We start from the raw sequence: 17620 nt of genomic DNA, 5'->3' as shown, positions 1-17620 counted from the left end.
CAGTAAGTCGTTGTTTGCCCATAAAATCATCGCAAAGTTATTGTTCGTAGCATTTAAGTGACTGATGACCCAATGTTTATGGCAAAGAGCACATCATCAGAGCCAACAGTCGTTTCGAACAGCTGCTCTGACACATAAAAATTAGTATTATTAATAAGTTATAAAAAGGAAGAGCTTTTAATGAAATGAGTCTTAACCACCAAACGTTGACAGTTTCTAGCCAGTGGTAAAACCTTGACTGTCCCATTGATAGTTATCTTCAACTTCTAGTGAAGTCACTTTTGCCGCAGGGGATGCGTGATTTAGAAATTGAATAAACTTATCGACCTGCTCTTGTTGCCCTTTCGCAACGACTTCAACACGGCCATCGCGAAGATTTTTGGCAAAACCAGCGAGGCCTAAACGCCTCGCTTCAAGCATTGTGTAATAACGATATCCTACGCCCTGAACTCGACCAGATACGTAAATATGTTTACAAATTACCATGGTTTATACCAAAGCATTCAATAAGCCTTTTCCGTTACCCAGTCGTTTGCCTAATTCAACCGGCTGAACATAATACCGATTTAACTCGCCTTGCTCATCTTGGCTATTAATTTCATTAAAGCCGAAACGTTGCCATAACTGACGAAGCTTATTGTGATAGCAATTACACAATAAAATGAGTTGGTTATAACCTTGAGAGACACTTTGCTGATAGGCCCAATCCAGCATTTTTTCTGAATAACCTTTTCCAGAAGATTCTCGAGTTACCGCCAATTTATGGACAAACAGGCTGGCACGGCGCTGTGATTCACTAATCTGAGGCCAGTGGCAACGATTATTAAAAATCATGGCAGCAACAGGCTGCTTATCAACATAGCCCAAAAAAAGTTCGTCAATTCGATAGTGCGCTAAAATTGTGTGCGGAACAATCTGTTGGCGATCCCAAAAGGCCTCGCCATCATTTTCAAACCAGCGAGTTGCATCCATTAAAATTTCGCAAAATTTATAAAGATCAATCGCTCGTACAGCACGAACTTCAAATGATTGCGCGATATTATTCATATCTTATTCATACCTTATTGGCTTATACGAACATCAGCCAATATATTTATACCTACATTTTTAATGGCTATAGCATATCAGACTTTGAGCTGATGCAAAAATTCCTGACGAGTGGCAAGGTTAGTTTTAAATCCGCCACCAAGTGCTGTTGTCGTTGTATCGCTGGAGTGATCAGCTACGCCACGAGATTTAACGCAATAATGAACTGCATTAATTCGAACAGCAACATCTTGTGTATGAAGAATGGTTTGAAGAGCAATTAAGATTTGTCTGGTGAGCCGCTCCTGCACCTGCGGGCGCTGAGCAAAAAAGCGCACGACGCGGTTAATTTTAGATAGACCAATCACCTTCCCTTTTGGGATATAGGCTACATGAGCAAAGCCATCAATGGCTGCAAAATGATGTTCACAGGTACTGATCATACCAATATTTTTAACCGTCACCATTTCGTCAACATCCATCTTGTTGTCGATCAAGGTAATCTTCGGAAAGTTTCGATAATCTAGCCCTTGAAATATTTCCTGAACATACATTTTAGCAATGCGATGGGGCGTTTCAGTTAAACTATCATCGGTTAAATCCATTCCAAGTATGTTTAATATCTCCTGAAAATGGCTCCCTATTTGGGCAATTTTTTCACTCGATTCTAGAGTGTTTTGGATGCTCGGTGTTTCGATACCGGCAGCAACTAATGCTTTTTGCACATTCAAAGCATCGTTGGAAATTTCGTTCATGCAAAACGTTCCTTAAATGGAAATATTGTGGTCAAAATCCCTAACCCTTTACTCATACCAAGTCCAATTACTGGTATGATTACGCCTTCTCATCCATTCTATATTACGAGGATCATATGGACCCGTGTTCTAATCCTGAACTATTGCTTTTAGAAGAAGCACGCTCTTTTTTAATCAATAAGCTTCCTATTATAGCGACTTCGGCGCCATGTTCCTATCAATGTGCACATGGCCACTATTTAGCCAAAAGTGCAAAGGCTGCTAGTGCAATGCCAGGTTTTGCAAATTCGGCGATGGATGGTTATGCCTTTGCCTATAAAGACTTAGCAACGCATCAAAGCTTAACCATTACACAAAAAATCTTAGCTGGCGACACAAATCAACATAAAATCACCTCTGGTGAATGTGCTCGCATCATGACAGGCGCGCCAATGCCACAAGGCGCTGATACCGTCGTCATGCAAGAGCATACCCAGACTAATGGCTCTCAATTAACTTTGGTTAAACCACCGAAAGAGCACGCTAATGTCCGATTACCAGGCGATAGCATTGCTGAAGGGGCAACCGTTGCCGAGCAAGGTGATCTACTTAATGCGGCCCATATTGGATTACTAGCTAGCATTGGAACTGCGCAAGTAGAGTGTTACCAACCCATCACTGTTGGGCTATTTTCGACTGGGGACGAACTTAAAGCACCAGGAGAGCCTCTGCAGTTTGGGCAAATTTATGATTCTAATCGCGCCATGTTGACGGCAATGCTCGAACGACTGCCTGTTAAAATCATCGATTTTGGAGCAATTGATGATTCATTAGAGCACATTAGCGATGTTTTACTTAAAGCCAATGAGCAATGTGATGTCATTATTAGCAGCGCAGGTGTTTCTGTCGGCACAGCAGATTTTACAAAAGATGCGCTTGAAAAACTGGGCAAAATCGAATTTTGGAAAGTTGCGATGAAACCTGGCAAGCCATTCGCTTTTGGCCAGTTAAGTGATAGCTACTTTTTCGGATTACCAGGCAATCCGGTATCAGCAGCGGTAACATTTTTGCAGTTGGTTAAACCTGCTCTTGAGAAACTAGGCGGTGGCAAAGTACAACTTCAGCCTCAATGGCAAGCAAAAGCCAGTGCAAAATTTAAGAAAAAACCAGGCCGTACCGATTTTCAGCGAGCGATTGCTAGTGTCAATAGCGAGGGACAATGGGAAGTCAAACCCATTGGTAGTCAAAGTAGCGCTTCGTTACTCTCATTCACCCAAGCAAACTGCTTTGCCGTGTTAGAACTTGAACGAGGAGCAATTGAGCCAGGTGAAAACGTTACAATTGAGATGTTTCCTGCTCTCTTAACTCTCTAATCTTTTATCGATAAAAAAGCCTGACCAAAGTCAGGCTTTTAACACAATAAATAGCTTAAACATAAATAGCTTAAACAGCCCACTTATCAGCAGCTTGCAAGTCGCTCTGGCGCTGCTCAAGCCAATAACTTTTGCCTTGACGGTCTTCTTTTTTCCAAAACGGTGCCGATGTTTTTAGCTTATCCATAATAAATTCAGCCCCTGCAAAGGCATCGTTGCGATGAGCGGCACTAACACCAACAAACACAATCTGCTCGTTGACATTGAGTTGCCCTACCCGATGCACAACATTTACATCACTTAAATGCCAATGCTCTTTTGCTTTAGCGACAATTTGTTCAATGACTTTCTCAGTCATATCCGGATAGTGTTCTAAAAATAAGCCAGAGACAGGTTCATCCTGGTTCATGTCTCGAACACAACCGACAAAAAACACAATTGCTCCCGCTTCTGGATTATTTGCTAACCGAGCATACTGCTCGCCCACATTAAAATCGTCCTGTTGGATTTTAATCATGCTAGCCCCCAGTCACCGGCGGGAAAAATGCAACTTCATCACCGCTTTTCAGTAATTGATCAAATGTCACTTGCTGATGATTCACCGCACATAAAACTTCTGCTTCAGCGAGTTTTTGCCAACGAAAGTCACCTGTAATGAGTTCATCAAGCAAAGCGCGAATGGTCATAGGCTCAGAAAGTTCCCATTGAAGTGAACTAAGGCCAATCTGTTCGCGCAATCGCGCAAACAATCTAATGGTAATCATTGAGCCTCCTGATTAATGTAATGACCACTTCGCCCACCTTCTTTCTCAAGCAAGCAAACACCTTCAATACGCATATCACGCTGCAACGCTTTACACATATCATAAATAGTCAGCGCAGCGACACTTGCAGCCGTTAACGCTTCCATTTCAACGCCTGTTTTGCCAGTTAATTTAGCCATAGTTTCAATTCGGACACGATGATGCTCTGGCTCAGCGCTAAGCTCAACACTCACTTTGGTTAACATCAACGGATGACATAACGGAATTAAGCTACTGGTTTGTTTAGCCGCCTGAATACCGGCAATACGAGCCGTGGCAAAAACATCCCCTTTATGATGATGGCCCTGAATAATCGCATCCAAGGTTTGCTCATTCATCACCACAAATGCTTGAGCCCTAGCAACTCGAACGGTCGATTGTTTATCTGAAACATCAACCATATTCGCTCTGCCCTGTTGATCGATATGACTAAAACCGCTCATCAGGCCTCCAAGTTCATGACAAAATTACATGGTTTGTGACGGCTATCGAGCTGATCGGCAAGAATTTTTGTCCAGCCTGTACGGCAAGCGCCAGTCGAACCTGGCAGACAAAAGACCACCGTATGATTCGCCATTCCCCCAAGAGCTCGACTTTGAATCGTAGATGTTCCGATTTCTTCTAAAGAAATTGCGCGAAATACCTCACCAAAACCTTCAACTTGTTTATCTAACAAAACTGAAATTGCCTCGGGTGTGTTATCACGATCACTAAAGCCTGTTCCGCCAGTGGTAATCACAGCATGAACACTTTTATCGGCAATCCACTGGCTAACAACTGAGCGAATTTGATATTTATCGTCAATGACAATTTTACGATCAGCCAATTTATGGCCTGCCTGCGTTAAAGATTCAGCAAGAAACTGACCTGATGTGTCATTTTCTTCGCTACGTGTGTCAGAAACAGTTAAAACAGCAATGTTTAATGGTTTAAATTCTTCAGCGCTGTGACTCATGACGCTCTTCTCCATCTAAATAGGCAATAGCTTGTTGCCATTGCTCTGGGGTGTTTGTATTTGTTAATTGTTGTATGTGTGAACAAGTGACAGAGCGCGCCTGCAGTTGGCTAAGCCAAGGCTTTAAGGCAAAATTACCGCTTTGTTCGCACGCTTTAGTATGTTGTAAGGTTTGTGAATTAATGGGTAGCCAAATTGGGAAACGAGATTGGTCCGTAAACCAACATTGTTCTTGCTCCGTGACTAGTGCTAAAAATTCAGATAATGCGCTAATCGTTAAAAGCGGCATATCAACCGCAATCACGAGCAATGCTTTTGCTTGAGATTCAAGAGTACGCATCGCTGAACCGATTCCAGCTAATGGCCCTTTGGCATCACTATCATCCTCAACATAGTGATACTGAGGGTAATATCCACTGACCCAAACCGGCATATTTAATGATTCAAGCAACTGAACTTGTCTGTTAATTAGTGACTGCTCGCCTATTTGCAAAGTGGCTTTATCCTGACCCATTCGTTGCGACTGACCGCCACTTAAAATAAGACTAATAAAAGGATATCGACTCACATTAACCACCAACAGATGCTAGGTGAATAGTCTGACCAGGATCGCGCTCGTGTAGATGATGACCGGCGCGTTTATCATCAAGCGCCTTATTAATGGCTCGAGCTAAAGATTGTGAATCATCATCATTTAGATATGGGCGCAAATCGTAACCATGCTCTCCAAACAAACAAAGATGAAGTTTGCCAGTTGCAGAAATCCGCAGCCGATTACAGTTATCACAGAAATTCTGTTCGTATGGGAGAATCAGTCCAACTTGGCCCAGATAATCAGGATGAGAAAATACCTGAGCAGGGCCTGCGGCATGTTCACGGCTTTGAGCACGCCAACCTTTAAGCAATAAAAACTGTTTAAGTTTTTCACCGCTAACATGTTCTTGTTCAAAGAATTGACGTTGTTCAAGAGTTTCCATCAGCTCAATATAACGTAACTCAACAGGCCAATGTTTAAGGCGTTCTAGAGTTTGCTCGAACTGCTGAAAATTATAACTGTTCATCAAAACCGTATTGAGTTTGACCTCTAAACCACAATCGATTGCGCTTTCGATTCCAGCTACGACTTTGGTATAACGGTTCGTCCCCGTGATTTGGTTAAACAGACGTTCATCAAAACTATCAATACTGATATTTACGCGCGATAACCCAGCTTGCTTCCATTGTTTGGCGTTCTCACTAAGGCGATAGCCGTTGGTTGTCATCGCAACTGTGTGGATTTGCTCCGGCAAAGCACAACATTCAATGATCTGTTCGATATCACGGCGTAACGTGGGCTCACCACCGGTGATACGGATCTTACTTGTTCCTGATTGGGCAAAAGTTGTGACCAGTTTGGCAATTTCTTCCAGAGATAAAAATTGCTGAGCCTGAGATGGCTTCTGATAGCCATCAGGCAAACAATACTGACATTTAAAATTGCACACGTCGGTGACCGACAAACGCAAATAGCTGAATCGGCGATTAAACTTATCTATAAACATGAAACCTTTCCAAGTATGGGAGGCATAGTCATTTCTTCCTATACCCTGTCTGCAAGCTACAAATACGCAGAGGTACTTTGTCCATATCGCCAAGGAGACAGGCGCAAAGTACTCGGTTCGTCAGCCATTATATTAAACGTGTGCTATTTTTTCATTACTGGATCGTTTTAAAAGTGATTTAACTAATCAGTATTTGACGCAAAGCAAGCAAAATGAAATCAGATTTATTGTCGTTAGGATGGGCTAAGAGATTGAAAACACAGCAACTGATTCCGATATTTCCGTTGCCAGCACAACTAATGCCCGATGGAAAGCTGGCCTTAAGAATTTTCGAACCCCGCTATTTACGAATGGTCAAAGAATGTGCGAAAAATCGCGCTGCTTTTGGCATTGTGATGATGGCTAGCAGCGATGTATACGCGACAACCGCGTCCATCCAACCCATTGGAACCAGTGCTAAAATTGTCGATTTTGATCAACTTGAAAATAATGTCTTAGAAATTACCGTATGTGGAGGCCCCTGCTTTAAAATCGGTGATATACAAGTGCAAGAAGATGGATTAAATGTTGCGAATATCGACTATCTTAAACCTTGGCCTGCTCGCGCACTTGCCGAGAAAGAACGCTACATCGCCAGACAATTATGCGGTATTTACGAACAATATCCGGAGTTGGGAAATCTCTACGCTAACCGAAAACTAAATAACTTAACTTGGTTGTGCCAGCGCTGGTTAGAAATACTGCCACTCGGTGTTGAGCAAAAACAAGAATTGATGGCCACCCCAACTTGTGAGCGAACTCATCAACTACTGACTAAGTTACTTCAATAAATTGCTAATGGCGGCTTAACCCATAAAAAACCCGGCCAGTAAGGCCGGGTTGCTAATGAGCAAATATACAGGAGTCAATGTCAAGGAAGTGATGACATACTTTATAAGCTTTAGCACATAAGTGGGATTTTTGCGTAATAACAACGTTTAATTTTTATAGTCTTACCTAATACCTTGAGTTTGCTCACACCGAACTAAGCCACATATTGGCAAAGAGAGCACTGCTCATTTTTATGACATTCATCATAGTTTTATCATTTAAATCAATTTTTATAAAACAATGTTTTAATTTATTTTATTGAATGTGTTATATTCACCAATAACGTGGTTAAATAAGCATATATTTCATTGATTTATATAGATATAAAATAAATAACTGTGGTAAGGAATAGTCATGTTTGTCTTTAACAAAGATGTTGAATTTGAAGATTTAGGTGGTGGTGTGAAACGTAAAGTTCTCGCACACGATGGCAAAATGATGGGTGTTGAAGTGCACTTTGAGAAAGATTCAATCGGAGCAATGCATCATCATCCCCATGAACAACTCACTTATGTGTTAAGTGGTCAATTTCGCTTCACCATTGACGGAGAAACACATGATGTTAGCGCTGGGGATACATTATACAAATCGCCCAATGTAGAGCATGGCTGTATCTGCTTAGAAGAAGGTGTTCTTCTAGATACCTTTACCCCAATGCGTGATGATTTTTTGAAATAGTTACAAATAAGTAATTAAGCCACATCCGTGACTTAATTACTTTGTAATGAGATTAAAGTACCGCAACGATCGCTTTACATAGTTGATCGATGTTTTTCAATGTCATACAAGCCACACAAATACGACCAGAACCAACGATATAAATCGCATGGTCTTTTTTCAGTTTCTCAATTTGAGTTTTATTTAACCCAGAGAAAGAGAACATCCCATTTTGATGGCTAATGAAATCAAAGTTTTCTTTTGCCCCATACTCTTTTAACTTAGCGACAAATAGTTCCCGCATCTGCTGAATACGAGCACGCATTTCGCTAACTTCTTCACTCCATTTAGCTGCAAGTTCTGGGTCTTCTAAAATAGTTGCGACCACAGCAGCACCATGAGCAGGCGGAGTTGAATAGTTCGCCCGAATTTCTGCTTTCATCTGGCTAAATGAGGCTTGTGCGTTAACTTGAGTCGAAGCAACAATCGTGGCAGCACCGACACGTTCATTATATAAACCAAAGTTTTTTGAGAATGAACTAGCGATCAGCAACTCTTCATGCGTATCAGCAAACAAGCGCAACCCTGCGGCATCTTCATCCATACCTTTGCCAAAGCCTTGATATGCAAAATCAAAGAAAGGCAACCACCCTTTTGCTAATGAAATTTGGTTGATTTTTTGCCACTGCTCAAAAGTCGGGTCGATCCCTGTCGGGTTATGGCAACAACCATGTAGTAGCACCATATCATCACTAGGGATCTCTTCGAGCACTTCGCACATGCCCGCAAAATCCATAGAGTGAGTCAGAGGGTCATAATAACGATACGTTTTAACTTCAAGACCAGCTGCACGAAAAACATTGGCATGGTTTGCCCAGGTCGGATCGCTAATCCAAACAGTACGTATACCTACATGTTTAAATGCAAATTCTGCCAAAACTCGCAACCCACCTGTTCCACCGGGAGTTTGAGCAGTAACAGCGCGCTGTTTAGCAATAATGTCGTGTTCTGGTTTAAATAAAAGCTTTTGCACTTCTAAGGAATAATCAGCGCGACCATCAATGCCCAAGTATGCTTTACTGGTTTCGGTATCGACGAGTTTTTGTTCAGCTAATTTTACGGTTTGTAAAATTGGTGTCTGCCCATTTTCGTCTTTATAAATCCCTGCACCTAAGTTAATTTTATGATCTCGAGGGTCAGCCTTGAAGGCCTCGGTAAGGCCAAAAATAGGATCGGCTGGGGCCGCATTTACTCGCTCGAACATAAAATAATTTCCTCTAATATTGTCTGCCTAAATTCATCTACCAGACTACCCTAATTCTGGCACGGCGTCTCTAGAGCAAAGGCGGTTTTTTGATAAATTTTACACATTTAAACTACGTTAATTAAGCCGATAAATTGATCTGCGTTTTAAGTGGACCATGATATGATTATTAACCATACTTTAAGCCATTAAAGCGTTTGTTTTTTAACAAAAATAATGAGGGTTTACTATGCATGTGGGCTGGGCTTTTGTATTAAAAAAATGGCTAGCTAGCTTGTTAATGCCACTAAACATAAGCATTATTTTACTATTGTTAACATTTTATTTATGTTTGAAAAAACGCGCTTATTTAGCTTGTGTGCCTTTAATCGGCGCTTTAACGATTATGATTTTAACCAGCAATTACAGCTGGGTGTTTAATCGCCTCTACACTTTAGAACGCCAATACCCACAGCCAACGAAGATAGCCAACCGGTTCGATTTTATTATCGTATTGGGTGGCGGCCATGTTTCCGACCCAACTTTATCACCGATTGAGCAGCTCAGTGAAGCATCGTTATTGCGAATCTTAAAAGGAATTCAACTGGCCAAAGCCAACCCCGGGGCAAGGTTAATTGTTTCAGGCTATGGCGGCAGTGACCCAAAAACCAACGCAGAATTAATGAAATTGGTTGCGACCCAAGCTGATATTTTACCCGCTAGCATTATTACCATCCCTAAAGCCCAAGATACCGCACAAGAAGCTCGATTTATTTCAATTTACATTGGCCAACATCCAAGTGCACTAGTCACCAGTGCCATTCATATGAAACGCGCCATGAAATACTTTCAGCAATTTAGTAACCAAATTACACCCGTGCCAACCGACTATTTGGGCAAAAAGCTTCAAGCACCGCTCTCAAGTTACCAGTATCTGCCAGATCCAATTGTGATGAGCCGTTTTGATGCTTATTGGCATGAAAAATTGGGAATCGCTTGGGAAGAGCTACAAAAGAAATTGCCTTAAAGGTAAACTAGTTAGGCTCTGTGAAATAATTACGATTGGGTCTTATTTATGACTTAGAACAAATTATTTCAGGCTAACTCTGACTGCAGTTACATTTTTTATGTAATTAAATTTCAATTTGAGCTAGGATCGAGCCACTATTTTAAAAATTGCGATTCGTCTAAAGGAGATGAGAATGAGAACACCACTGGTAATGGGAAACTGGAAACTGAATGGTAACAAAACTTCAGTTGAAGCATTAGTGAAAGGTTTAATCACACCAGCAAACGATGCAACTGGTGTTGAAGTTGCTGTTTGTGCCCCCGTTATTTTCTTAGCAATGGTTGAACAACTGACAGCTGGTAGCAAATTGGCATATGGTTCTCAAGATGCCGATATCCACACTGAAGGCGCATTCACTGGTGAAAATTCTCCTGTTATGCTTAAAGAATTTGGCTGTAAATACAGCTTAGTTGGTCACAGTGAACGCCGTGAATACCACAATGAATCAGACGAAGTCGTTGCTGGTAAATTTAAAGCAATTCAAGAAAATGGCTTAGTTCCAGTACTGTGTATTGGTGAAAGCTTAGAACAAAATGAAGCTGGCGAAACACAAGCCGTTGTTGAACGTCAGTTGAAAGCTGTTGTTGAATTGTGCGGTATCGAAGCATTTAACAATGCTGTTATTGCTTATGAACCAATCTGGGCTATCGGAACTGGTAAATCAGCCACAGCAGAACAAGCTCAGGCTGTTCATGCTGGAATTCGCCAATGGCTTGCTGCACAAAATGCAGATGTTGCGGCAAAAGTTCAGATTCTTTATGGCGGTAGTGTTAAAGCAGCTACAGCTAAAGAACTATTCGGCCAAGCTGATATTGATGGCGGCTTAGTCGGTGGCGCTTCACTGAAAGTTGAAGAATTTGCAGGAATTATCGCTGCTGCTAAATAAGTTTTAATATTCCCGGCGCCGTCCGGGAATATCCCCTCTTAGAATTAACTTCCAAAGCATAACTTTTGCTAAAAATTTGTTTTAAATCGGTCGTCTACAAACGAATTATGATAAATTAAAACGCTGTCATTTCATCATTTTATAAAAAAGAGAAAGTAATGCCGGATCCGTTTCTCCTAGGACTTGCGATTGGCGTTGTCATTTTAGGGGCAATTGTTCAGAGTTTAATTGGTTTTGGTTTAGCAGTCGTCGCCGCACCACTGTTGTATTTTATTGACCCTCAACTCGTCCCCGTGCCATTAATGATTCTTGGGTTTTCGATTTCACTGATCAATTGGTTTTACAATCGTCGCAATGCTAACTTAAAAGCGATGGGTTATGCCTTAATTGCCCGAGTCCCGGGTGCTTTAATCGGCTTAGCATTACTTGTCTATTTTAATCAAAAAGGCTTACAAATTCTGATCGCTATCGCAGTGTTAATGGGGGTTGCAACCACACTAACCGATAAAGCGATTCGTTTTAATCATCGCAATTTAGCAATAGCAGGACTTTTATCTGGCATTTTCGCAACCGTTGCCGCCATCGGCGGGCCACCAATCGCGATGCTGCTTCGAGATCAACAGGCAGGCTCAATTCGCGGCAATCTATCTGCGTTTTTTTCTGTAAGTACGCTTATTTCTGCAGCAGTGCTCATCGCAGGTGGCAAATTTCAAATTCACCACCTTGTTAGCGGTATCACATTGCTGCCAGGAGTGTTTATCGGCTTCTTTATTAGCAAACAATTTATTAGCCGATTCAACAGCCACCATATCAAAGTGACCACCCAGATTGTATGTAGCTTGTCAGCACTAATGTTGTTATATCAAGCTGTAGTCAATTAACTTATATCAACCAACTGATTCTGCAGCTTTTTCACCTCATCACGAAGGGCTGCGGCTTTTTCAAATTCCAAATCTTGTGCATGTTGATACATCTGCTTTTCAAGATCTTTAATTTGCTTCACAAGCTGCTCTGGGGTCAACACTGAATGTTCAGCTTTGGCTTTAAGTACGCGTTCAACACGTCCTTGGCCCAGAGACATAATATCACTCACTTTTTTATTTAAAGCTTTAGGAGTAATGCCATGCTCTTTATTAAATCGGTCTTGAATTTCTCGGCGACGATTGGTTTCTTGAATGGCTTTTTCCATAGAACCGGTAATTTTATCGGCATATAAAATTGCCATCCCTTCCAGATTTCGGGCAGCACGGCCAATGGTCTGGATCATTGATCGTTCCGAGCGTAAAAAGCCCTCTTTATCAGCATCTAAAATCGCTACCAAAGAAACCTCTGGCATATCAAGCCCTTCACGCAACAAGTTGATCCCAACGAGAACATCAAACTGGCCAAGGCGCAAATCACGAATAATCTCCATGCGCTCAACCGTATCGATATCGGAGTGTAGATAACGGACCTTCACACCATGTTCAGACAGATAATCGGTTAAATCTTCTGCCATGCGCTTGGTTAAAGTTGTGACCAATACCCGCTCGCCTTTGGCTGAACGTTTGCGCGCTTCTGAGAGCAAATCATCCACCTGTGTCGTTACAGGTCGCACTTCAATGCGCGGGTCCAAGAGCCCGGTTGGCCGCACAACTTGCTCAACAAAACGCCCGTCCGCTTTTTCTTTCTCATATTGGCCAGGAGTTGCCGAAACAAAAACAGTTTGCGGAGCAATCGCTTCAAACTCTTCAAATTTCAGAGGGCGGTTATCTAACGCCGAGGGCAAGCGGAAACCATACTCTACGAGAGTTTCTTTGCGAGAACGGTCCCCTTTATACATGGCCCCAAGTTGCGGAACGGTAACATGCGATTCATCAATCACCAGCAATCCATCTGAGGGCAGATAATCAAGCAATGTTGGTGGTGGCTCGCCCGCTGAGCGCCCCGACAAAAATCGTGAGTAGTTTTCAATCCCTGAGCAATAACCCAGCTCATTAATCATCTCAATATCGAACTGAGTGCGCTGTGTTAAGCGCTGCTCTTCAAGTATGCGATTATCACTTAACAGCTGAGCCCGGCGTTCTTTAAGCTCCACTTTGATGTGTTCAATGGCATCGAGCAATGTTTCTCTGGGAGTAACATAGTGCGTTTTTGGATAAACAGTTGCTCGAGAGAGCGTTTCTTCAACGGCACCAGTTAATGGGTCGAAGAAACTGAGCCGTTCGACTTCATCATCAAATAGCTCCACTCTAAGAGCGTTCCGATCTGACTCTGCGGGGAAAATATCAATGACTTCACCACGAACGCGAAAAGTGCCTCGCTCAAAAGCGGCATCATTTCGTTTGTACTGAAGCTCGGCAAGACGCTTTAAAATCTGCCGCTGATCAATGATGTCACCGACGGTGAGATGCAACATCATCTTCATATACGATTGTGGGTCACCCAAGCCATAAATGGCAGAAACCGAAGCAACTAACACAACGTCTCGGCGCTCCATTAAAGCTTTGGTCGCTGATAGGCGCATCTGTTCAATATGGGAGTTAATTGATGCGTCTTTTTCAATGAAAGTATCGGTCGTTGGTACGTAGGCTTCCGGTTGATAATAATCGTAATATGAAACGAAAAACTCAACTGAGTTATGTGGAAAAAACTCTTTCATTTCTCCGTATAGCTGGGCTGCCAAGGTTTTATTCGGCGCAAGAATCAGTGTCGGACGCCCCTCTTGCGCAATAAGATTCGCGATAGTAAATGTTTTACCAGAGCCCGTCACACCCAGTAGTGTTTGATGGGCTAACCCGTCGTGCAAGCCTTCGCTCAGTTGAGCAATTGCTTTAGGTTGATCACCCGATGGTTCATATGACGATACTAATTGAAAAGGTTTCATGTCGGCCTATCAAAACTTGAAGAAATGTGGATGAAAATCACAATGTGATCTTAATCAACTTGTTGCAAAAGTATAGCATTGCGATCAGCCTAATAATCGTGTGTATTATCAGCTAAATGTCAAGCCATTTTGACTTGAAAACATCTGTAAATGTAAAATTTAATACACAGCCATTAACATTTATTAAGATGAACTGCAATTGGATAATTTAAATAATAAAAAAATTCATTGCACCTTTTTAACTTATTGAAAAATATATCTTTTCATAAATGGCTGATTTTTGCATAGTTTATTCAGACCCCAGTATCCAAGCGGCCTAGAGCAAGATTTATTCTAACCATTCACATGGTTATCCACAGATTTAGTGGATAACCACTTGCACCCCGCGCGCAACCTCGGCTAGAGAAAATGTGAATAACCATGCTCTGCGATAGAGCCCTTAATTGGTGCACGATTTTTGCTCAAACAGTAGCAAAAACTTGTCCTTTTAGCCCTTTAACAAGGTGTAATGAAAAGTGGCAGGATTCTTACAAACTATCCACAAATACAGGCATTAATATTTAAACCAAAATATTTGTCGATTTTAGCATGAATAGGCGTTGACAGAGTACTGAGCCGTGATTATGATTTGCCTCATTAAGCATCCGCTTTATGATAATTCCCCAGTAGCTCAGTTGGTTAGAGCGGTGGACTGTTAATCCATGTGTCGTTGGTTCAAATCCAACCTGGGGAGCCAAAGCTTACGCATGTTCTCTTCATTGAATTTTCCCATCGTTAAATAATTACATTAATCTTTCTGTCGAATCGACAATTTTATCGCATCGAAATGATATGGGGCTGTTGAGATTTTACGACAGGAAAAAGTAAGACCAGCCAGTATCAACAAAAGCAAATACTGGCTTTAATATTAATGCTCGGTTGATTTGAGCTTGTCTTTATCTTGACGCTCTTGCAGAGCTAACTGAATGAGACGAGTTGTCAGCTCTCGAGGAGAAACACCGCTAGCGGCCCAAAGTTTTGGATACATACTGATGGCCGTAAAGCCCGGCAGAGTGTTAATCTCATTGACCAACACCTCGCCATCGGCGGTCAAAAACATATCGACGCGTCCCATTCCTCTGGCTTCCAGACACTGATAAGCACGAAGTGCGCTCTGGCGAAGCTTAGAAAGTGTTGCATCGTCAACTTGCGCAGGAATTTGTAATTTAGCGCCCGTTTCATCAACGTATTTTCGATCATAACTATAGAACTGATCGTTGGTAATAATTTCACCAGCAACTGTTGCAACTTCAGGTTCATCATTACCCAAGACCGCACACTCTATTTCGCGCCCGACCACAGCTGCCTCAATCATGACCTTGATGTCGTAATCAAAGGCATGAGTCAATGCACTAATAAGCTCGCTTGGCTCACTGACCTTACTCACGCCAACTGAGGAGCCCATATTGGCAGGTTTCACATACACCGGATACCCCAACCTTTGGGCAACTTGCTCAGGCAATTGGTCATTAACTTGGTAGGAACGAAGCGCGATATAGTCAGCAACAGGAATATCACTATCGCGTAATAAACGTTTGGCGACATCTTTATCCATCCCCACAGCAGAACCTAAAATATCGCTGCCCACACAGGCAACGTTAGCCAATTTAGCCAATCCTTGAATCGAACCATCTTCGCCATATGGCCCATGTAAAACCGGGAATAAAACATCGACCGAATCGATAATTTGGCCTTTACTCATCAGCTGACCTGATTGATCACTGGCCACCAGTGTAACGTCCGTATTGCATTGATTAAGGGCCACTAATTTAGGATCGTCACTCGTTAGTAATGGTTGGCTGGCATCATTTAGATACCATTTGCCCTGTCTATCGATGCCAATCAGGCAGACATCAAACTGCTCAGGGTCAATTGCTGCGATAACGTTTTTAGCGGACTGTAAAGAGACTTCATGCTCAGCGGAGCGCCCTCCGAAAAGAACTGCTACGCGAAGTTTTTTTTGCTGCATAATTCATCCAGAAACTAATCAAATAGCGCATTAGTTGCACTATTAAATTGATTCGCCTTGTAAGAAAAACCTTTCACCTTTATCAATTGGTTATACATTAACTTTCTTGTGTTGCCAAACGCCTTCATGCGTTCGCTCTATCAACCGCACAATTTTAAGACAGTTTTAAAGCTGTTCTACCCCTTATTCCAAAGGAGTATTTGCTTAATCTGTAAGATTATCGCTTGGCAAACGCATCGGCTAACACTGCAATATATTCTGGACCAATGCCACAGCAGCCACCAATGATTGAGGCGCCAGCTAAGTGCCATTGTTTGGCAAAATCAAGATACCGCTCAGTATTTAGGTCTTGGCGCATCTGACTAATCCCTTCATTAGCGGTGGCTGACTCGCTATCTTGACACTCAACAAAGGCATTGGCATAGCCACCGATGCGAATACGCTGCGCAACTTTATACTCAGTTAAAACTTGATGCGTGATTTTAAGCGCAGCAAGAATCACTTCGACCTGACAGCAATTAAATAAAATAGCATCGACATCACCACGTTTGACCATCGCTCTCACCGCATCTTCTACCAACTCATATGAGCGCAATTGTGCGCCCTGAGAAGATGAGTGTTCATCAAGGCTAAACGAAACCCAACGAGGTTTGTTGTCCTGAGGTAGCAAATCTAAAACAGTTTGAGTTTCAGCAAGTAAACTTTGCGTTTCCAGCAGCCAGATATCTGCATACGCTTGAAGATTTTCAATTAGAGGCATAGCGATTTGAGAAGCTTGACTGGCAATATATAAGTCCGGACGATACGAGCCAAACAGAGGTGGAATTGAACCAGCAACCTTCACCTGCGTGCCGATTGTCGCAGCTTTGGCAACTTTACCGGCACGCGCAATTAGCTCTCGCCCTTGCGTTTGGAATCGCTCATCACCAATATGAAACGGCACTAATGCGTAACTATTTGTGGTAATAACTTGCGCACCTGAGCGGATAAAATCTTCGTGCACCGCTTGGACTATTTCAGGAGCTTCAATCATGGCCAGAGCAGACCATTCGGGTTGTTTAAATGGGGCGTTACGCCGAGCGAGTTCGCGGCCAAGGCCACCATCAAGGATGATTGTTGAGTGTGTCATTAAAATGCGCCAGTATTTTCTATAGCCGAAAAATACCTGTGCACTGGCAAAGATGCAATGCTATTTTAATCTGCCTGTAATACGGCATTAAGTAGCCCGGGAAAACGTTGCTGAAGTTCTTGCTCACGAAGCTTGTTATAGCGGGAGGTTCCTTGATTGCACGAAGCGATAACCCCAGCCAGGCGCAATGTTTTAATATGGTGACTCAAAGTTGATTTACTAAGCCCGAGCTTAAAATCACTACAACGACATGCACCATCTTGTTTTAATTGTCTAATAATTAAAAGGCGAGCAGGATCAGAGAGTGCACCTAACACATCAGTTAACGAAATCTCATTAAGCGGTTTACCTTGCCAGTGATAAATTGCTTCGTTTTCGCTTAATTGTTCAGTCATAACGTCCTCACTGATAAAGCTCTTTGTTCGATAAGTATCGAACTTTAAGTTTTGATGCGTTACAA

Annotated in this window: 20 protein-coding genes, 1 tRNA gene and 1 riboswitch; of the genes, 7 read left to right on the top strand and 14 right to left on the bottom strand. The window is 42.3% G+C overall.

All coding sequences use genetic code 11. From position 1 onward, the window contains the following. Positions 1-216: 216 nt before the first annotated feature. From ABTQ23_RS04955 to folE, 3 genes are all read right to left on the bottom strand, one after another. Positions 217-486: an acylphosphatase gene (locus ABTQ23_RS04955; protein WP_408614543.1), complete on the bottom strand. Its 270-nt coding sequence runs from the start codon at positions 484-486 to the stop codon at positions 217-219. 3 nt (positions 487-489) lie between these two features. Next, positions 490-1047 (bottom strand): GNAT family N-acetyltransferase, encoded by a 558-nt coding sequence (locus ABTQ23_RS04950; RefSeq protein WP_408614542.1) that lies wholly within the window; start codon positions 1045-1047, stop codon positions 490-492. A gap of 77 nt (positions 1048-1124) precedes the next feature. Continuing rightward, complete coding sequence (gene folE / locus ABTQ23_RS04945; protein ID WP_408614541.1) at positions 1125-1781, bottom strand: GTP cyclohydrolase I FolE; 657 nt, start codon at positions 1779-1781, stop codon at positions 1125-1127. Between the two features lie 116 nt (positions 1782-1897). On the opposite strand from folE, the gene moeA reads away from it, so the two are divergent. After that, a complete protein-coding gene (moeA, locus tag ABTQ23_RS04940; RefSeq protein WP_408614539.1) occupies positions 1898-3133 on the top strand; it encodes a molybdopterin molybdotransferase MoeA in 1236 nt (411 codons plus the stop codon). A gap of 70 nt (positions 3134-3203) precedes the next feature. Here the strand turns inward: moeA and moaE are convergent, their stop codons facing one another. The 6 genes from moaE to moaA all read right to left on the bottom strand — a co-directional run bounded on the left by moaE (position 3204) and on the right by moaA (position 6432). Further along, on the bottom strand, positions 3204-3650 hold the full coding sequence (gene moaE / locus ABTQ23_RS04935; RefSeq protein ID WP_408614538.1) for a molybdopterin synthase catalytic subunit MoaE: 447 nt from the start codon (positions 3648-3650) through the stop codon (positions 3204-3206). Position 3651: 1 nt separating this feature from the next. After that, on the bottom strand, positions 3652-3897 hold the full coding sequence (gene moaD, locus ABTQ23_RS04930; protein WP_408614537.1) for a molybdopterin converting factor subunit 1: 246 nt from the start codon (positions 3895-3897) through the stop codon (positions 3652-3654). Further along, complete coding sequence (gene moaC, locus ABTQ23_RS04925; protein ID WP_408614536.1) at positions 3894-4379, bottom strand: cyclic pyranopterin monophosphate synthase MoaC; 486 nt, start codon at positions 4377-4379, stop codon at positions 3894-3896. The genes moaD and moaC overlap by 4 nt, the downstream gene beginning before the upstream one ends. Next, on the bottom strand, positions 4379-4891 hold the full coding sequence (gene moaB / locus ABTQ23_RS04920; RefSeq protein ID WP_408614535.1) for a molybdenum cofactor biosynthesis protein B: 513 nt from the start codon (positions 4889-4891) through the stop codon (positions 4379-4381). Before moaB ends, moaC begins: the two co-directional genes overlap by 1 nt. Beyond that, positions 4875-5459, bottom strand: a complete 585-nt coding sequence (gene mobA / locus ABTQ23_RS04915) for a molybdenum cofactor guanylyltransferase (protein ID WP_408614534.1) — start codon at positions 5457-5459, stop codon at positions 4875-4877. The genes moaB and mobA overlap by 17 nt, the downstream gene beginning before the upstream one ends. Position 5460: 1 nt before the next feature. After that, complete coding sequence (gene moaA / locus ABTQ23_RS04910) at positions 5461-6432, bottom strand: GTP 3',8-cyclase MoaA (protein WP_408614533.1); 972 nt, start codon at positions 6430-6432, stop codon at positions 5461-5463. Continuing rightward, positions 6419-6562: riboswitch (molybdenum cofactor riboswitch) on the bottom strand. Its footprint overlaps the gene before it by 14 nt. An 82-nt stretch (positions 6563-6644) precedes the next feature. On the opposite strand from moaA, the gene ABTQ23_RS04905 reads away from it, so the two are divergent. Continuing rightward, complete coding sequence (locus tag ABTQ23_RS04905) at positions 6645-7262, top strand: LON peptidase substrate-binding domain-containing protein (RefSeq protein ID WP_408614532.1); 618 nt, start codon at positions 6645-6647, stop codon at positions 7260-7262. A gap of 394 nt (positions 7263-7656) precedes the next feature. Then, entirely contained in the window at positions 7657-7980 is a 324-nt protein-coding gene (locus ABTQ23_RS04900; protein WP_408614531.1) for a cupin domain-containing protein, read from the top strand. Between the two features lie 52 nt (positions 7981-8032). On the opposite strand, the gene ABTQ23_RS04895 is transcribed toward ABTQ23_RS04900, so the two are convergent. Next, positions 8033-9223, bottom strand: a complete 1191-nt coding sequence (locus ABTQ23_RS04895) for an amino acid aminotransferase (RefSeq protein ID WP_408614530.1) — start codon at positions 9221-9223, stop codon at positions 8033-8035. A gap of 385 nt (positions 9224-9608) precedes the next feature. Here ABTQ23_RS04895 and ABTQ23_RS04890 point away from each other — a divergent pair, with 385 nt between their 5' ends. From ABTQ23_RS04890 to ABTQ23_RS04880, 3 genes are all read left to right on the top strand, one after another. Then, positions 9609-10229, top strand: coding sequence for a YdcF family protein (locus ABTQ23_RS04890; RefSeq protein WP_408614529.1), 621 nt, complete (start codon positions 9609-9611; stop codon positions 10227-10229). Positions 10230-10404: 175 nt separating this feature from the next. Next, positions 10405-11157 (top strand): triose-phosphate isomerase, encoded by a 753-nt coding sequence (gene tpiA / locus ABTQ23_RS04885; RefSeq protein ID WP_408614528.1) that lies wholly within the window; start codon positions 10405-10407, stop codon positions 11155-11157. Positions 11158-11315: 158 nt separating this feature from the next. Further along, positions 11316-12038, top strand: coding sequence for a sulfite exporter TauE/SafE family protein (locus ABTQ23_RS04880; protein ID WP_408614527.1), 723 nt, complete (start codon positions 11316-11318; stop codon positions 12036-12038). Here ABTQ23_RS04880 and uvrB read toward each other — a convergent pair. Continuing rightward, on the bottom strand, positions 12035-14023 hold the full coding sequence (gene uvrB / locus ABTQ23_RS04875; RefSeq protein WP_408614526.1) for an excinuclease ABC subunit UvrB: 1989 nt from the start codon (positions 14021-14023) through the stop codon (positions 12035-12037). The two genes, ABTQ23_RS04880 and uvrB, sit on opposite strands and share 4 nt — an antisense overlap. Positions 14024-14682: 659 nt before the next feature. Between uvrB and ABTQ23_RS04870 the strand changes: the two genes are divergently transcribed. Then, positions 14683-14759 (top strand) — tRNA-Asn (locus ABTQ23_RS04870). 171 nt (positions 14760-14930) lie between these two features. Here the strand turns inward: ABTQ23_RS04870 and ddlA are convergent. The 3 genes from ddlA to ABTQ23_RS04855 all read right to left on the bottom strand — a co-directional run bounded on the left by ddlA (position 14931) and on the right by ABTQ23_RS04855 (position 17555). After that, the gene (gene ddlA, locus ABTQ23_RS04865) at positions 14931-16031 is read right to left on the bottom strand and encodes a D-alanine--D-alanine ligase (RefSeq protein ID WP_408614525.1); all 1101 of its coding nucleotides are present in this window, start codon (positions 16029-16031) and stop codon (positions 14931-14933) included. Between the two features lie 217 nt (positions 16032-16248). Next, positions 16249-17160 carry a homocysteine S-methyltransferase family protein gene (locus ABTQ23_RS04860; protein ID WP_408614524.1) on the bottom strand — a complete coding sequence of 304 codons (912 nt, stop codon included), beginning with the start codon at positions 17158-17160 and terminating at the stop codon, positions 16249-16251. Between the two features lie 65 nt (positions 17161-17225). Continuing rightward, positions 17226-17555, bottom strand: a complete 330-nt coding sequence (locus tag ABTQ23_RS04855) for an ArsR/SmtB family transcription factor (protein WP_408614523.1) — start codon at positions 17553-17555, stop codon at positions 17226-17228. Positions 17556-17620 lie beyond the last annotated feature (65 nt).

The sequence above is a fragment of the Celerinatantimonas sediminis genome (assembly GCF_046054195.1).
Classification (GTDB): domain Bacteria; phylum Pseudomonadota; class Gammaproteobacteria; order Enterobacterales; family Celerinatantimonadaceae; genus Celerinatantimonas.
Note: the sequence above shows the minus strand (reverse complement) of the source record. Positions and strands in the feature narration are given on the sequence as shown.

Coding starts and splice junctions, on each gene's coding strand:
- moaA (WP_408614533.1), bottom strand. CDS start 6,432: ATGTTTATAGATAAGTTTAATCGCCGATTCAGCTATTTGCGTTTGTCG.
- ABTQ23_RS04955 (WP_408614543.1), bottom strand. CDS start 486: ATGGTAATTTGTAAACATATTTACGTATCTGGTCGAGTTCAGGGCGTA.
- ABTQ23_RS04905 (WP_408614532.1), top strand. CDS start 6,645: ATGAAATCAGATTTATTGTCGTTAGGATGGGCTAAGAGATTGAAAACA.
- tpiA (WP_408614528.1), top strand. CDS start 10,405: ATGAGAACACCACTGGTAATGGGAAACTGGAAACTGAATGGTAACAAA.
- ddlA (WP_408614525.1), bottom strand. CDS start 16,031: ATGCAGCAAAAAAAACTTCGCGTAGCAGTTCTTTTCGGAGGGCGCTCC.
- moeA (WP_408614539.1), top strand. CDS start 1,898: ATGGACCCGTGTTCTAATCCTGAACTATTGCTTTTAGAAGAAGCACGC.
- moaC (WP_408614536.1), bottom strand. CDS start 4,379: ATGAGCGGTTTTAGTCATATCGATCAACAGGGCAGAGCGAATATGGTT.
- moaD (WP_408614537.1), bottom strand. CDS start 3,897: ATGATTACCATTAGATTGTTTGCGCGATTGCGCGAACAGATTGGCCTT.
- ABTQ23_RS04890 (WP_408614529.1), top strand. CDS start 9,609: ATGATTTTAACCAGCAATTACAGCTGGGTGTTTAATCGCCTCTACACT.
- ABTQ23_RS04860 (WP_408614524.1), bottom strand. CDS start 17,160: ATGACACACTCAACAATCATCCTTGATGGTGGCCTTGGCCGCGAACTC.
- moaE (WP_408614538.1), bottom strand. CDS start 3,650: ATGATTAAAATCCAACAGGACGATTTTAATGTGGGCGAGCAGTATGCT.
- ABTQ23_RS04950 (WP_408614542.1), bottom strand. CDS start 1,047: ATGAATAATATCGCGCAATCATTTGAAGTTCGTGCTGTACGAGCGATT.
- ABTQ23_RS04855 (WP_408614523.1), bottom strand. CDS start 17,555: ATGACTGAACAATTAAGCGAAAACGAAGCAATTTATCACTGGCAAGGT.
- uvrB (WP_408614526.1), bottom strand. CDS start 14,023: ATGAAACCTTTTCAATTAGTATCGTCATATGAACCATCGGGTGATCAA.
- ABTQ23_RS04895 (WP_408614530.1), bottom strand. CDS start 9,223: ATGTTCGAGCGAGTAAATGCGGCCCCAGCCGATCCTATTTTTGGCCTT.
- moaB (WP_408614535.1), bottom strand. CDS start 4,891: ATGAGTCACAGCGCTGAAGAATTTAAACCATTAAACATTGCTGTTTTA.
- ABTQ23_RS04900 (WP_408614531.1), top strand. CDS start 7,657: ATGTTTGTCTTTAACAAAGATGTTGAATTTGAAGATTTAGGTGGTGGT.
- ABTQ23_RS04880 (WP_408614527.1), top strand. CDS start 11,316: ATGCCGGATCCGTTTCTCCTAGGACTTGCGATTGGCGTTGTCATTTTA.
- folE (WP_408614541.1), bottom strand. CDS start 1,781: ATGAACGAAATTTCCAACGATGCTTTGAATGTGCAAAAAGCATTAGTT.